Source organism: Stagnimonas aquatica (assembly GCF_003730135.1).
Classification (GTDB): domain Bacteria; phylum Pseudomonadota; class Gammaproteobacteria; order Nevskiales; family Nevskiaceae; genus Stagnimonas; species Stagnimonas aquatica.
Window position 1 is genome coordinate 401,018 of the sequence record NZ_RJVO01000002.1, and the last position, 14,379, is coordinate 415,396.

The 14,379-nt window shown below is 61.8% G+C and carries 14 protein-coding genes; 2 read left to right on the top strand and 12 right to left on the bottom strand.

All coding sequences use genetic code 11. The features are described 5' to 3' along the window. Positions 1-110: 110 nt before the first annotated feature. The 6 genes from ED208_RS06310 to ED208_RS06335 form a co-directional block, all read right to left on the bottom strand. A complete protein-coding gene (locus tag ED208_RS06310; RefSeq protein ID WP_158608465.1) occupies positions 111-1,082 on the bottom strand; it encodes an ABC transporter ATP-binding protein in 972 nt (323 codons plus the stop codon). Between the two features lie 4 nt (positions 1,083-1,086). Beyond that, positions 1,087-1,935 carry an ABC transporter permease gene (locus ED208_RS06315; RefSeq protein WP_123211024.1) on the bottom strand — a complete coding sequence of 283 codons (849 nt, stop codon included), beginning with the start codon at positions 1,933-1,935 and terminating at the stop codon, positions 1,087-1,089. Then, positions 1,932-2,855, bottom strand: coding sequence for an oligopeptide ABC transporter permease OppB (gene oppB / locus ED208_RS06320; protein ID WP_123211025.1), 924 nt, complete (start codon positions 2,853-2,855; stop codon positions 1,932-1,934). The genes ED208_RS06315 and oppB overlap by 4 nt, the downstream gene beginning before the upstream one ends. Then, positions 2,852-4,432: a peptide ABC transporter substrate-binding protein gene (locus tag ED208_RS06325; protein WP_123211026.1), complete on the bottom strand. Its 1,581-nt coding sequence runs from the start codon at positions 4,430-4,432 to the stop codon at positions 2,852-2,854. Before ED208_RS06325 ends, oppB begins: the two co-directional genes overlap by 4 nt. Before the next feature lie 364 nt (positions 4,433-4,796). Then, on the bottom strand, positions 4,797-5,990 hold the full coding sequence (locus ED208_RS06330) for an aspartyl/asparaginyl beta-hydroxylase domain-containing protein (RefSeq protein ID WP_233574912.1): 1,194 nt from the start codon (positions 5,988-5,990) through the stop codon (positions 4,797-4,799). Between the two features lie 102 nt (positions 5,991-6,092). Further along, positions 6,093-9,146, bottom strand: a complete 3,054-nt coding sequence (locus ED208_RS06335; RefSeq protein WP_158608466.1) for a TonB-dependent receptor domain-containing protein — start codon at positions 9,144-9,146, stop codon at positions 6,093-6,095. 357 nt (positions 9,147-9,503) lie between these two features. On the opposite strand from ED208_RS06335, the gene ED208_RS06340 reads away from it, so the two are divergent. Together ED208_RS06340 and ED208_RS06345 are read left to right on the top strand one after the other, a co-directional pair. Beyond that, on the top strand, positions 9,504-10,394 hold the full coding sequence (locus ED208_RS06340; RefSeq protein WP_123211029.1) for an IS481 family transposase: 891 nt from the start codon (positions 9,504-9,506) through the stop codon (positions 10,392-10,394). A 66-nt stretch (positions 10,395-10,460) separates the two neighbouring features. After that, positions 10,461-11,114, top strand: coding sequence for a putative 2OG-Fe(II) oxygenase (locus ED208_RS06345; protein ID WP_158608467.1), 654 nt, complete (start codon positions 10,461-10,463; stop codon positions 11,112-11,114). Between the two features lie 110 nt (positions 11,115-11,224). Here ED208_RS06345 and rplQ read toward each other — a convergent pair whose 3' ends face one another. The 6 genes from rplQ to rpmJ all read right to left on the bottom strand — a co-directional run bounded on the left by rplQ (position 11,225) and on the right by rpmJ (position 14,378). Next, a complete protein-coding gene (rplQ, locus tag ED208_RS06350) occupies positions 11,225-11,611 on the bottom strand; it encodes a 50S ribosomal protein L17 (protein WP_123211031.1) in 387 nt (128 codons plus the stop codon). Between the two features lie 24 nt (positions 11,612-11,635). Then, positions 11,636-12,610, bottom strand: coding sequence for a DNA-directed RNA polymerase subunit alpha (locus ED208_RS06355; protein WP_123211032.1), 975 nt, complete (start codon positions 12,608-12,610; stop codon positions 11,636-11,638). A gap of 47 nt (positions 12,611-12,657) precedes the next feature. Continuing rightward, entirely contained in the window at positions 12,658-13,278 is a 621-nt protein-coding gene (gene rpsD / locus ED208_RS06360; protein ID WP_123211033.1) for a 30S ribosomal protein S4, read from the bottom strand. Positions 13,279-13,301: 23 nt separating this feature from the next. Beyond that, on the bottom strand, positions 13,302-13,709 hold the full coding sequence (gene rpsK, locus ED208_RS06365) for a 30S ribosomal protein S11 (protein ID WP_123211034.1): 408 nt from the start codon (positions 13,707-13,709) through the stop codon (positions 13,302-13,304). 25 nt (positions 13,710-13,734) lie between these two features. Then, complete coding sequence (gene rpsM / locus ED208_RS06370) at positions 13,735-14,103, bottom strand: 30S ribosomal protein S13 (RefSeq protein WP_123211035.1); 369 nt, start codon at positions 14,101-14,103, stop codon at positions 13,735-13,737. Positions 14,104-14,264: 161 nt separating this feature from the next. Next, positions 14,265-14,378 (bottom strand): 50S ribosomal protein L36, encoded by a 114-nt coding sequence (rpmJ, locus tag ED208_RS06375; protein WP_123211036.1) that lies wholly within the window; start codon positions 14,376-14,378, stop codon positions 14,265-14,267. Between the last annotated feature and the right edge of the window lies 1 nt (position 14,379).

Here is a 14,379-nt window from a genome sequence, read left to right on the forward strand (position 1 = left end):
GGCACGGCGAGCCGCCAGGGCATAGGGCTTCCCCGGAGGCACTATTTACCGTTTGTTCAGCAGCCCGAGCATGGTAAGGCAAGCCCCCGGAGAATGGGTAAAAAAATGACTTAGCCGTCACCGTTTTCGGGCCAGCCAGCCGCCGCATGGCAGGCCAGCCCCGCGCCACCGTCCACCGAGGTCCAGACCGGACGCTGACGCTGGCAAAGCGCACGCGCCAACTCGCAGCGGGGTGCAAAAACGCAGCCTGTTCGCGCGTCACGCGCGCTGACCACGGAGCCGGGGATCGCCGACAGCGGTCGCCCCAGCGGACTGTCGAGACGGGGACGACAGGCAATCAGACCGCGCGTGTAGGGGTGCCTGGCCTGCCCGAGCACCTGCGGCACCGGTCCGCGCTCCATCATCCGGCCACCGTAGAGCACCAGCACCTGGTCGGCGACCTCGGCGATCACGCCAAGGTCGTGGGAAATCATCAGCAAAGCCAGGCCGAACTCGCGCCGCAGGTCTGCCAGCAGGCGCAGCACCTCGGCCTGCACGGTGACATCGAGCGCGGTGGTGGGCTCGTCGGCGATCAGCAGCGCCGGCTTGAGCAGCAACATCATCGCGATCATCACCCTCTGGCGCATGCCGCCGGAAAACTCGTGCGGGCACTGCCGCAGGCGGCGGCGGGCGTCGCCGATGCGCACCGCCTCCAGCATGCGCAAAGCCTCGGCCTCGGCACTGCCCTGCCCCAGGCCGCGATGCACGACCAGCATCTCGGTGAGCTGGCTGCCGATGCGCAGGTAGGGGTTGAGGCTGCTCATCGGATCCTGGAACACCATGCCGATGGCGCTGCCACGCAACCGGCGCCGCGAGGCCTCGGGGAGCGCCAGTAAATCCTGCCCCTGGAAGCGCAGCGAACCCTGCACGCGGGCCTGCTCGGGCAGAAGACCCAGCAGCGCCAGCGCACTCTGCGACTTGCCAGAGCCGGACTCGCCAACCAGGCCCAGACAGCCGCCCGCCTCCAGCGTGAAAGAAAGGCCGTCCACCACCCTGCCACGCGGGTAGTCGATGCTCAGGTCTTCCACTTCCAGCAGGGCCATGGTGCTAGTCCGCACCGCGCTCGAGGGCATCGCTCAGGGCGTCGCCGAGGCGGTTGAGGCAGAGCAGCGTCAGCGCCAGCAGGCCGGCCGGGAACAGCAGTGTCCAGGGCGTGCGCTCCATCTCGCGGGCGCCGTCGTTGACCAGCGCGCCCCAACTGGTGGCCGGCTCCTGCACCCCCAGGCCCAAGAAGCTCAGGAAGGATTCGGTGAGGATCACCTGCGGCACGGTCAGCGTCGCCACCACCGCCACCGTACCCAGCAGGTTGGGCAGGATCTGGCCCCAGAGAATGGCGAAATCGCCCAGGCCCGAGGCGCGCGCTGCGAGCACGAACTCGCGCTGCTTCAGGGCCAGGGTCTCGCCCCGGACGATGCGCGCCATGTCCAGCCAGTTGATCGCGCCGATGGCGACGAACACCAACCAGAACTCACGGCCGAACAGCACCATCAGCAGGATCACCAGAAACAGAAACGGCAGGGCGTAGAGGATGTCCACCGCACGCATCATCAGCTCGTCGAGCCGGCCGCCGAAGTAGCCGGCGATGGCACCGTAGGCGACGCCGATCAGCAGCGAGACCGCAGTGGCGGCGATACCGACCAGCAGCGACACCCGGCCACCTTCCAGACTGCGCACGAAGACGTCGCGACCGAGACCGTCGGTGCCGAACCAGTGCCGCCCGGCCCACTGCGGCGGCTGCGCCCAGTCGGCGTCGAAGTCGATGCTGTCCACCGCATAGGGCGACAACAGTGGGCCGAGCAGGATCAGCAGCAGAAGCAGGCTCAGCAAGGCCGCCGCCAGCAACGCACCGCGATCACGGCGCAACAGCGGCCACAGGCCTTCCGCCATCGTGCTCATGCTCGCCGCAGCCTGGGGTCAAGCAGGCCGTAGAGCAGATCGACCAGAAAGTTGAACAGCACGATCATCGCGCCATAGACCAGCACCACACCCAGCACCAGGGTGTAGTCGCGATTGAGTGCCCCCTGCACGAAGTAACGACCGATGCCAGGCAGACCGAACACCTGCTCGACGACTACGGAGCCGGTGATGAGTCCAGCGGTGGCCGGGCCCAGATAAGAGAGCACCGGCAGCAAGGCCGGCTTCAGGGCGTGCACCAGTACCACGCGGGACTCCGGGAGCCCCTTGGCGCGAGCGGTACGAATGTACGGCTGGCGCAGCACCTCCAGCATCGAGCCGCGCAACAGCCGGGCGATGGCGGCGATCTGCGGCAGCGCCAGTGCCAGCACCGGCAGCAGCAGATCGCTCCAGCGACCCGGTTCCCAGCCGCCCGCCGGCAGCCAGCGCAGCAGCACCGCGAACAGCAGCACCAGCAGTGGGCCCACCACATAGCTGGGCACCGAGATGCCCAGCATCGCCAGACTCATCAGGCCCCGGTCCAGCACGCTTCCCGGCCGCAGGCTGGCGACGACGCCCGTGGCTCCACCGAGCAGCAAGGCCAGCGCCATCGCCAACAATCCCAGGCTCAGCGATACCGGCAAGCCTGCCGCGATCAACTCGCGCACCCGGAAGCCCTGGTACTGGAATGAGGGCCCGAGATCACCGCGCAGCAGTCCGCCGAGATAGCGCAGGTATTGCTGCGGCAGGGGTTCGTCGAGGTGGTATTCGGCACGCAGGCTGGCCTCGATCTCCGGCGGCAGACTGCGCTCGCCATCGAAGGGGCCGCCGGGAGCGAGGCGCATCAGGAAGAAGCTGAGCGTCACCAGCAGCAGCAGGGTCGGCAGCGCCGTGAGCAAGCGCAGCAGCGCATAACGACTCACCGTGCCGCCTCGCCCGGACGCCCGACGATGCGCAGATCCTTGCTGTAATGGATGTCCAGCGGATTGTCCTGCCAGCCCTGGACCCAGGGCTTCACCAGATGCTTGGAGGTGTAGGTGTAGATCGGCAGCAGCGGCTGGTCACGCAGCAGCATTTGCTCGGCCTGCGCGAGGTGCTGGCGGCGACGCTCGGAGTCCGCTTCTGCGGCTGCCAACGCCAGCAAGCTGTCGTAGTCCGGATTGCTGTAGGCCATGTCGTTCTGGCCGTGGCTGGAATGCAGGATGTCGGTAAAGGCCGTGGGGTCGTCGTAGTCGGCGATCCAGACCGCACGGAACAACTGGGTGATCTTGCGCAGATTGCGATTCTGGATAAAGACCTTGAACTCCTCGTTGAGCAGCGTGGTGCGCACACCCAGCCACTGCTTCCACATCGCCGCCACCACTGTCGCGATGCGCTTGTGATCCTCGTGGGTGTTGTAGCGCAGTTCCACCTCCAGCGGCCGCTGCTCGGAGTAGCCCGCCTCCGCGTACAGGCGCCTGGCTTCGGCCAGCCGCCGCTCGCGCGACCAGTCGGCCCATTCCGGCCGTTGCGGCGTGTAGCCACTCAAGCCCGGCGGCAGCAGGCTATACGCCGGCAGCGCGAGACCGTTCATGACCTTATCGACGATCACCTGGCGATCCACCGCCAAGGTCAAGGCCCTGCGCAGCTTGGGGTTGTCCTTGAACGGTGGGCGGGAGCAGTTGAAGCCGTAGAAGTAGGTTCCGAGATAGCTGGAAACATGCAAATCCTGGCCATAGTGCTGGCGCAACCATGGCGCCTGCTGCAAGGGAATCTCGTAGGTCACGTCCAGTTCGTCGGCGCGATACCGCTTGAGCTCGGTATTGCTGTCCTCGGAGGGCTGGTACACCACCGTGTCGATGGCAGTACGCGCATCGTTCCAGTAATAGCGGTTGCGCTTCAGGCGAATGGACGACTGCGGCGTCCAGGACTCCAAGGTGTAGGCGCCATTGCTGACCAGACGGCCAGGGCGTGCGAAATCCTTGCCCCAGCGCTCCAGGCTGGGGCGGTGGATGGGGAAGGTAGAGGGGTGGGATAGCAACCCGAGGAAGTACGGCCGAGGCGAGCTCAGACGGATTATTAGAGTCTGCGCATCGATCACTTCCACGCCAAGCTCTCTAAGTTGCCGCGCCCCAACCATCACCTCCGTCGCGCCTTCGATAGGTGCCAGCATCTGGGCATAGGCAGAACCGGTCGCTGGATCGACACTGCGACGCAGACCATCAGCAAAATCCTCTGCCGTTAGTGGATCGCCATTCGACCAACGCGCCTGCGCGCGCAGTTGGAACCGGTATTCCCGGCCGTCGGGACTGACCTCCCAGCGCTCCGCCGCGCCGGCAACGACCTCACCGCGAGACGACAAGCTGGTTAGTCCCTCGTAGAGGTCGCGTACGATGTTTGACGCGCTGACGCCCTCGACTCGCTGTGGGTCCAAGGTTTCAGGTTCGTTCCCATTGCCGACGCTCAGTCGTGACTCCGCCGCGCAAAAATGGGCTGGGCACAACAGCAGCGCAGCCAGCATCTGCCAGCAGAGCTTTCGCGCCGGGAAACTCACGACCAAGCTTTCGCCGAGACCGGCTTTTCTAGTCGCGGCTTCGGAGTCACACACCCGCAGCGTGCCAAGCCAGTAAGGGTGCCCGTGACGTAAACCGCCCCTAGAAAGCTTGATCTCCTGAACCGCATCCCGAGCCGCGAAGCCGACGCCCCGGTGAAGCCGGCCGAATAGCGCGGAGACATATTGAACCGGCAAACAATCGGGAGAGAGCTGAATCTCCAACCTGACGATACCGTTGCTATGTACAGGTATTCCTCTGACCTAACGCGGCTCATGAGGCAAGCCCAATATGGAGCCAGGTCACGTCAGATTGTGGGCATGGCTAGCAGGCTCATAACCCTTCGCTCGGAGTCAGTTCGTTATAACTATCCATTGCCGCCAGTACCGCGCTGATGTTCTCCCTCTCAATCGTGCTGAGGCGGGGATTCCAAACATCACAAATCAGCACCACGCGAACTTCGTTGCTGTTGTTCCAGGCCTCGTGCTCAATGGTGTCGTCGAAGATCCAGGCCTGGCCAACACGCCACTCTCGGATTTCATTACCCACACGGAAACCGCAGCCCGAAGGAACCACCAAAGGGAGGTGCATCACCAAACGGACGTTGGCTACGCCGGTATGCGGCGGAATTCGGGTTTGCGGCTTTAGCACAGAGAACATCGCCGCCGGCATGCGCCCCGCAGCTTGCGGTTGCGGCAACTTTGCCAACGCCGCCATCGTAGCCGGGCAGCGTAAACAGTTCTCTTCGTAACGGCGCCCGTGATGAAAAAAATGAAACGCGCTCCAGCTCAGCGAGCGATTCAATGCAGCCCATTGGTCTAGCGGAATGCCGTCGGGGTAATCAACATAGGGGGTGAACCCCTGCTCTACCGCCATAATTTGGGCGAGCTCCTGCTGAATTCGCGGAGTAGCTGCTTCCAGTTCTTCCAACCAGGGGAACTCGCCTCGCTCCCAAAACTCGGTTGCAGGCAGGCCGGGGTAGAAATAGTCTGTCGGCTCCTGTCGGAAGCGCGGCTTGAGGCCCAAAGTGGAGTCGACAAAGTTGGCGAGCCGTCGTCCCACCACACCGCTGTTGGTCTCTGTAATCAGCGGGACTATCTGGTTTAGGTGCTCACGCATTCCGCGCAGATAGCGTTCGTAAACCAAACGCCCATGTCGTATGGCCTGGAGGCTAGCTGAGTCTAGCCGACTATCCGCCGGCGCCTGGGTGAGCGCAACTCCGTACGCGCGGGCTGCTTCCTTCGATTTTCCGTCTCTTTCTAGCAACGTCGCCCTCATCAGAAGGGCGAGAAAGAAACGTGGATCAAGACGCAAGGCCTGATCGACGGCGACCATTGCGCCCGAATAATCGCAGCAAGCTCTGCTGGCGGCCGCAAGGTGGAGCCACAAACCGGGGTCCGACGAGTGCAGATTCAATGCCTGTTTGAGGCGGTCCCGTGCCGTCTCAGCATCGGCAGCAGCCATCGCCTCACTGGCCTGCTGATGCAGTACCGATAGGGTCTGTTGAATCGTTCTCGACAGTTCCACCGTCAAACCCACCCTCGTCGTCTTTACGTGCTAGCAGATTATCCAAAAAAAAACGGCGGGTCTTACGAACCCGCCGCTTTGATTGCAAACAACAGTGCTGCTTTAGAAATCCAAGGTCACGCTGGTGAACAGGAAGCGTCCCATGGAATCGTACACCTGAGGATAGGTGTTACCGCTGCCGACAACGGAGGTCGTGGCGCCGGAGCCCACCAACGGCGGCTCGTTGTCCAGGACGTTCTGGATACCGGCGCGCACGGTGTACTTCTTCGCAAGGCGGATGCTGCCGAACAGATCGAAGTAGCTCTGACCCGACAGCTTGTCGTCACGGAGATTGTTAAGACCAGAACCGTCAGCCTCGACCTCACCGATGTAGCGCCAAGCCAGCGAAACCGCCGAGTCATACCAGGGCATCTGCCAGCTACCACGCAGTTTGTGCCGCCACTGCGAAACCGGCGCGCCGCACTGCGGACCGTACTTACCGACGCAGTTGTAGGCCAGGCTTTCGTCACCCGGGATCGGGGAAACCTTCTGCTGGGTGTTCAGAGTACCGACGTAATCGACCACGAAGGTACCAACAGGACCCAGGCCGAGATCGGTGGCCTTGATGCGGTAATCGCCCTTGAAGTCAATACCCGCAGCCAGCAACGTACCAGTGTTGGTCGTCGTGTCGACGACGTAACCGTTGTTGCTCAGCCAAAGGGTACCCTGGGTGATACCGGCGGTGGGATCGCGATTGATGAGATCGCAAAGCGCACCACTGTTGTAGCAAGAGGCCAGGATGGTATCTGCGCCGTAGCCCGAGATGTAACCGTCAACCTTGATGTTGAAGTAGTCGACGGAGAAGCTCAGGCCTTTGACAAACGACGGAGTCAACACAAAGCCAAAGGTATAGGTGTCGGCGGTCTCGGCCTTCAGGCCCGGTGAGGTGCCGACCTGGCCGTTGTACTGCTCCGCAGCATTCGGTCGGATGGTGCCATACAGTGCCGGGTTGGCGGCAATCAGCGGATCGTTAAGGCACTGGTCGCGCGTAGCGCCGCCTGAAACAACTTCACCCGCGGCAACCTGGTCCGGAGTCAGCAGACCAGCACAAGGATCGGTCGAACCATCCAACTGCACGTTCAGCGGCGAGGCCAACTCACCGATGTTCGGGGCACGAACCGCTCGGTTGTAACTGCCACGAAGCTTGATATCGTCAACCGGAGCGTAGTTCAGGCCAACCTTGTAGGCGTTGGTGCTATCAATGGAGCTGTAGCTGGAGAAGCGATACCCGAGGTCAACGCTCAACTCCTTACCAAACGGCTGGTCCTGCCAGATCGGCAGTCGGGCCTCGGCAAAGAATTCCTTGACATCAAATTGCCCTCCGCTGCCAAGCGTTGCACCACCCTGACCAGCGAGGTCACCTGTGGCAAAAGCCTGATCAACTTCCAGGATGGAACGCTCGTCCCGGTATTCCGTACCCAACGCGACCGTAACGGCTTCATTAGCCCAGGGCGTCTGCAAGGGCAACGGACCGGAGACCGACGCCGTGGCAACACGCTCCTCAACCACTCCGAGCTGGAAGCCCGGAGTCTGGAGGTAGCCGAGAGCCGCAGGGGTCACGCCACCAACCGAGAAGATATTCCAGGGCACACATGCCGGGTCGGTCCCGTCGGCAAACGAGCGGCAAACCGCGTTTCCACTACCGTCATCGATGACGTCCAGAGCCCGACCGACGCGCACGATCGAGAAGTCGTTGCGGTAAATGTTCTCGCGGGTGGTCTTACCGAACTGATAAGACGCGTCATAGGACCAGTCGCCAACGATATCACCCTTAATGCCGCCGACGATACGGAAGGAGTTGTGGCGGAGATCACTGTCACGACCACCACCTTCCACATTGCGGCGCAGGATCAGAGTGTCCGTGGTCTGGGCAGTCGGGTCTTCGTTCTGGAACAACAGGTCTTCCTGTTGCTGCGAGATCAGCGGGTTGTCGCGATCGATGGTGACGGCCACACCGAAGGCGCCGCTGGGCGCGATCACGGCATTGGTGCGGTCATCCATGAACATGACCTGACTGTAAACCTCAGCGTGCTTATTGATCTCGTAATGACCAAACGCACCCAGGGTGTAACGCTCGTCGTTACGCTGGAAGTAGTTGTACGGATTGAAGTTAAAAACGTCCGTCGCAGCGAACGGGCGGAAGGTATTGCCCGGACCAGACGTATCAAGGGTATAGGCGCCATCGTAATTGCCAAGAATCTGGCCGGTCGCGCTGGTACCGGAACCGCCGCAGATGAAGTCGTTAGGCCGCGCACCAGTCGGAGCACTAGCACGAGAAAGCGCGCACGCACTGAAGTCGCGCTGCCCCTGATCAATGGGATCAATCTGGCGGTAAGTCGCGTAGGCCGAAACGTTGCCCTTACCATCAGCCGTATTGGTGCCGATAACTGCGGCAAGATCCCAAGACTGACCGTCCCACTTATTCTCGGCAGGGCGCGTAAAGCCCTTGGCCTGCACAACATCGCCGATTTGACTGTCATTCTTGTGGTTGAAGATGCCGCGCTGAGCCTCGATGCGAACGCCTTCAAAATTCTTCTTCATCACGAAGTTGACGACACCTGCGACCGCGTCAGCACCATAGGTGGCCGAAGCGCCGCCAGTCAGCACGTCAACGCGATCAATCAGTGCCGCAGGAATGAAGTTGAGGTCAGCGGTGGAATCGCCAGGATCACCCGGTTGCACGCGTTTGCCGTCGATCAGCACCAAGGTACGCGAGGAGCCAAGGTCGCGAAGATCCACAGTGGCAGTACCAGTCGCGCCGTTAGCGAGGTTGCCGCCCTGATCCGCAAACACCTGCGGCAGGCTGTTGAGCAAATCTTCGACGCGGGTGGTGCCTTGGAACTTAATCTCCTGCGCGCCTACCGTGGTAATCGGGCTGGAACTGGTCAGATTCGGCGCCTTGATGCGCGAGCCCGTAACCTGAACAGCCTTCAACTCCACCGCCTTGGTCGCCGGAGCAGCGGCAGGGGCCGCTTCAGGCGCAGGAGCCGTCTCAGGCACAGTGGTCGCCGCCGGAGCGGTGTCCTGCGCAAAAGTGGGAGCTGCGGCGCTGGCAATGCCAGCGGCGAACGCAGCCCACACTGACCTCCGAATACATCCGTCTACGCTAAGTTTCATTTGATTGACTCCCTTGGGGACAGCGAATACCAAAAAATTAAAGGCCCTCGACCAAAGCAGGGCCCACATGCCAAGCCAACACGAGTTTCAGCCCAGGCTGTCACCGCAACGTAACGTTGTGCATTGCGACACGTCAATACGGCTTACGGCCTAAACCCATATCCCGCCTGATACTTGTGGGAAAGCAAAATCCTTGCCCAGACAGGGAACCTCGCGGGCTAGCTGTAAAGGTTCGATAGGTTGTTCATCCGGCTGTGGAGATGGGAATCTGAGCTTGTCGAGAGTTCAGAGCCATCACCAGGGAGCCGGATGAACAGTCATCAGAATGCCCGAACGACGTGGCGTGGGCGAATGTGATTGGTAGAGCGGATCGCAGTCATTGGTCTTGCTGCCGCTGCGATTGAGGCGGGTATTTCGCAGCGCACGGCAGCGAAATGGAAGTCCCGCTTTGTGACTGAAGGCGACGCGGGCCTTCGGGATCGGTCGAGCCGACCTCATGCCGTGCGCGCGGCGCTGAACGGAGAGCAGCTTGCTGAAGCACTGCGCTTGCGTCGGGCCCGCTGGACGATCCGGGCGATTGCCAGCTCACTGGCAGCGCCCTATCCGACTGTGCGGCGGTTCCTGGCCGGTCGGAGCTTGAGCCGGCTGCCTCCCATCGAAGCGCCACCACCGGTGGTGCGCTACGAGCATACGACGCCCGGGTCTATGATTCACCTCGACACCAAGAAGCTCGGGCGGCTCGAGAAGACCGGACACCGCATCACCGGAAACAAGCGCGATCACGTCTGCTGCGTGGGCTGGGAAGTGCTGCATCTGGCCATTGACGATCACAGCCGGCTGGCCTACACCGAAGTGCTGATCGACGAGAAGAAAGCTACGACCACCGACTTTCTGGAACGCGCACTGGCGTGGTTTACCGAACACGGTGTTTCAACCGCGCGGGTGATGACGGACAACGGCGTGTCCTATCGCTCGAAGCCTTTTGGTGCCGCACTGGCCGTACGAGGCATCCGCCACGTCTTCACCAAACCGTATACGCCACGGACCAACGGCAAGGCCGAACGCTTTGTGCAAACGGCACTGCGCGAATGGGCCTATGCCCATGCCTATAACCACTCCAGCGAACGCACCGACCAGCTTGCACGATGGAACCACTTCTACAATCACCACCGACAACATTCAGCAATCGGCTTCTGCCCTCCCATCAGCCGCATCCCCATGAATAACGTATCGAACCTCAACACCTAGCAGTCGATGTTTGGCCTTTGGGGAGGCGTGCATGAATTGCGGCAGGACAAGTACCATCAACCGCAAATGAACTTACAAATTACAACCCCTTTTGCGACGCCATTCGGCTTCGCTCGTCACCCGGCACCAAGCAGTTTGAACGCTGAGTTGCGCAGGCTATTTCTCGAAAAGGAAAAGGATCCTTCTTCCGCCAATGCGAAGGCCACCATGCAGGTGACCAAGGACTTATTCGAGAGCCGCTTCGACTTGTTCAATTGGCCCGAGCCATGCGTACGCGAGTTGCGGGAATTCTGCTGGCGGCACTTGCACCACTTCGTCTCGACATTGCATGGTCAAGAGGCCACCACACTGTCTAGAATCATCGGACATGCCGATGCTTGGTTCCACGTCACTCGACAGCACGGTTATTTCGGACTTCACAACCACCCCATGGCTTCGTGGTCGGGCGTCTACTGCGTCGATTCGGGATGCAACGGCGAAGAGCCAGAGAAGGGAGGCCTACTAAGTTTTCCGCACCCCAACCTCGCCGCCGCGATGTTCAAAGATGCGGCAAACAGCAAGCTCAGAATCCCGTACGGCTATCAATCCCGGGAGTACTTCTTGAACCCAGGCGATTTGCTGCTGTTCCCATCCTGGGTATCGCACCAAGTCACCCCATTTTTCGGGGACTCCCCGCGCATCACCGTGGCTTTCAATGCGTGGTTCACGTTTTCTCAGTGACGAAGACCGTCAGCTCCGAAAAGAGGGCCGCAGTCCAAGCGTCCCAAGCCGAGTCGCGGCCGACGAATAAAAAAGGCGCCTAGGGCGCCGTTTTTATTCTTGTGGGAACATTACGCCGAGGCTTGTTCACCAACCGACAATGGCCGATCAACCAGTTCCACATACGCCATCGGCGCATTGTCACCGGCACGGAAGCCGCAGCGCAGGATGCGCAGGTAGCCGCCCGGACGCTTGCTGAAGCGCGGGCCGAGATCCAGGAACAGCTTCTGCACGGCATCACGGTTGCGCAGGCGGTCGAACGCAATGCGGCGGTTGTGCAGGGAGTCTTCCTTGGCGCGGGTGATCAGCGGCTCGATCTCGCGACGCAGCTCCTTGGCCTTGGGGACAGTGGTCTGGATCAGCTCGTGCTGGATCAGGGAGGCGACCATGTTCTGCATGGTGGCCTTGCGGTGAGCGGTGGTGCGGCCGAGACGGCGGCCGGAGACTTTGTGGCGCATGACTTAGATTCCAGATCTGATGGCTTAGGCCGAGGCTTTCGGCGACGACCAGTTGTCGAGCTTCATGCCCAGGTCGAGATCGTGGCCCTTGAGGGCTTCCTTGATCTCGTTGAGCGACTTCTTGCCGAGGTTCGGCGTCTTCATCAGCTGGGTCTCGGTGCGTTGCACCAGATCGCCGATGTAGTAGATGTTTTCGGCCTTGAGGCAGTTGGTGGAACGCACGCCCAGTTCCAGCTCGTCGATGGGACGGAACAGGATGGGGCTGAGATCCTTCTTGCCGCCGGCGACGGCCACGGTCTCTTCGGCTTCCAGGCCGACGAAGATGGTGAGCTGGTCGCGCAGGATACGGGCCGCCTGGCGCACCGCTTCAGCGGCGTCGACACCACCGTTGGTATCGATGTCGAGGATCAGCTTGTCCAAGTCGGTGCGCTGCTCAACACGGGCGCGCTCCACCGAGTAGCTGACACGGCGAACCGGGCTGTACGAGGCATCAAGCTTGAGCATGCCAATGCCGACGCCCTCTTCCTCGGGGCGCGCCAGCGCAGGCTGATAACCACGACCGCGAGTCACGCGCAGGGTCATGTTCAGCTTGCCGCCGGTGAGGTTGGCGATCACCAGATCCGGGTTGACGATCTCGATGTCGTGATCGAGCTGGATGTCCCCGGCGGTCACCGGGCCCTTGCCGGACTTCGACAGGGTCAGGGTCGCGCTGTCGCGCGAGTGCATGCGGATGGCGACGTTCTTGAGGTTCAGCAGCACGTCGAGCACGTCTTCCTGCACGCCTTCGACGGCACTGTACTCGTGCACCACGCCCTCGATCTGGACTTCCGTGATCGCGGCGCCGGGGATGGAGGACAGCAAGATGCGACGCAGGGCGTTACCGAGAGTGTGGCCAAAACCGCGCTCAAGCGGTTCCAGAGAAACCCGCGCATGGTTCGGACCGAGTTGTTCGACCTCGACGTTACGCGGTTTGAGCAAATCGTTGACGATACCCTGCATGGGATGACCTCTAGAAAATTCGGGAAAACCAGTGCGGCGGCTATCGCTTACTTGGAGTACAACTCGACGACCAGGTTTTCGTTGATGTCGGGCAGAATCTGGCTACGCTCCGGCAGCGACTTGAAAGTGCCCTTCAGACCCTTCTCGTCGATGTCCAGCCACTCCGGGAAACCGGCCTGCGAGGCCAGCTGCAGCGAGGAGGCGATGCGGGTCTGGTTGCGGGACTTCTCGCGGATCGACACCACGTCGCCCACCGCCACCTGGTAGGAGGGGATGTTCACCGGCTTGCCGTTGACTTCCACCGACTTGTGGCCAACCAGCTGGCGGGCTTCAGCACGGGTGGAGGCGAAGCCCATGCGGTAGACGACGTTGTCCAGGCGCGCTTCCAGGAAGTGCACGAGGTTGAGACCGGTCGCGCCCTTGGAGCTGGTGGCCTTCAGGTAATAGTTGCGGAACTGACGCTCCAGCACGCCGTACATGCGCTTGAGCTTCTGCTTCTCAGCGAGCTGCAGGGCGTAGTCCGAGAGACGGGTCTTGGCCGCGCCGTGCTGGCCGGGGCGGGTTTCCAGCTTGCACTTGGTTTCCAGGCTGCGGGCGCGCGACTTGAGCAGCAGGTCGGTGCCGGCACGACGGGACAGCTTGCACTTGGGGCCGATATAACGAGCCATGATCGATTCCTGTTACCTAGGCCTTAGACGCGGCGGCGCTTGGCCGGACGGCAGCCGTTGTGGGGGATCGGGGTGACGTCGGAGATGTTGGTCACCTTGAAACCAGCCGCATTCAGAGCGCGGACCGCAGACTCGCGGCCAGGGCCGGGGCCCTTGACCAGCACTTCCACCGTCTTCACGCCATGCTCGGCCGCTGCGGTCGCCGCACGCTCGGCGGCAACACCGGCCGCGAACGGGGTCGACTTGCGCGAGCCCTTGAAGCCGCAGGCACCGGCCGTCGACCAAGACAAGGCGTTGCCCTGGCGGTCGGTGATGAGCACGATGGTGTTGTTGAACGACGCGTGCACATGCACGACCGCATCGCTAACGTTCTTCTTGACCTTCTTGCGCTTGGCGGCAGCGGCAGCTGCGGCGGATTGTGGGGCGGCCATAGGGCGTCCTTAAACTGACTGGTTACTACTTCTTGTTGGAGGCGACAGTCGCCTTACGCGGACCCTTGCGGGTACGGGCGTTGGTACGGGTACGCTGGCCACGGACCGGCAGTCCACGGCGATGACGGGTGCCACGGTAGCAACCCATGTCGATCAGCCGCTTGATGCTCATCGAAACCTCGCGACGCAGGTCGCCTTCGACGATGTACTTGCCGATTTCGGCACGCAGCTTGTCCAGCTCGGCCTCGGTCAGGCTCTTGATCTGGACCGACGGGTCGATGCCGGTCGCTTCACAGATCTTCTTGGACCGGGTCGCGCCGATGCCATAGATCGACTGAAGCGCGATCACCGTGTGCTTCTTGTCGGGGACATTGACGCCCGCGATACGTGCCATGTTCGACTTCCTTCAAGCGCCAAATAAAAGGGCGCGGATTGTAAAGAAAACTCTTGACTTATTCAAACGGCAACGCCCTTGACGCAGCCGGCAAAACTCGATCTTCCAAACCCTGCTGAGCAGACCAACCCATTCAGGCCGCCCCGATCAGACGGAGGGTATTAACCCTGGCGCTGCTTGTGGCGCAGGTCAGAGCAGATCACCCGCACGACACCATTGCGGCGCACCACCTTGCAGTTGCGGCACATTTTCTTGACGGATGCACGGACTTTCATG

Coding starts and splice junctions, on each gene's coding strand:
- ED208_RS06355 (WP_123211032.1), bottom strand. CDS start 12,610: ATGCAGGGTATCGTCAACGATTTGCTCAAACCGCGTAACGTCGAGGTC.
- rplQ (WP_123211031.1), bottom strand. CDS start 11,611: ATGCGCCACAAAGTCTCCGGCCGCCGTCTCGGCCGCACCACCGCTCAC.
- ED208_RS06310 (WP_158608465.1), bottom strand. CDS start 1,082: ATGGCCCTGCTGGAAGTGGAAGACCTGAGCATCGACTACCCGCGTGGC.
- ED208_RS06315 (WP_123211024.1), bottom strand. CDS start 1,935: ATGAGCACGATGGCGGAAGGCCTGTGGCCGCTGTTGCGCCGTGATCGC.
- rpsK (WP_123211034.1), bottom strand. CDS start 13,709: ATGGCCGCCCCACAATCCGCCGCAGCTGCCGCTGCCGCCAAGCGCAAG.
- ED208_RS06325 (WP_123211026.1), bottom strand. CDS start 4,432: ATGCTGGCTGCGCTGCTGTTGTGCCCAGCCCATTTTTGCGCGGCGGAG.
- rpsD (WP_123211033.1), bottom strand. CDS start 13,278: ATGGCTCGTTATATCGGCCCCAAGTGCAAGCTGTCCCGTCGTGCCGGC.
- ED208_RS06335 (WP_158608466.1), bottom strand. CDS start 9,146: ATGAAACTTAGCGTAGACGGATGTATTCGGAGGTCAGTGTGGGCTGCG.
- rpsM (WP_123211035.1), bottom strand. CDS start 14,103: ATGGCACGTATCGCGGGCGTCAATGTCCCCGACAAGAAGCACACGGTG.
- rpmJ (WP_123211036.1), bottom strand. CDS start 14,378: ATGAAAGTCCGTGCATCCGTCAAGAAAATGTGCCGCAACTGCAAGGTG.
- ED208_RS06345 (WP_158608467.1), top strand. CDS start 10,461: ATGAACTTACAAATTACAACCCCTTTTGCGACGCCATTCGGCTTCGCT.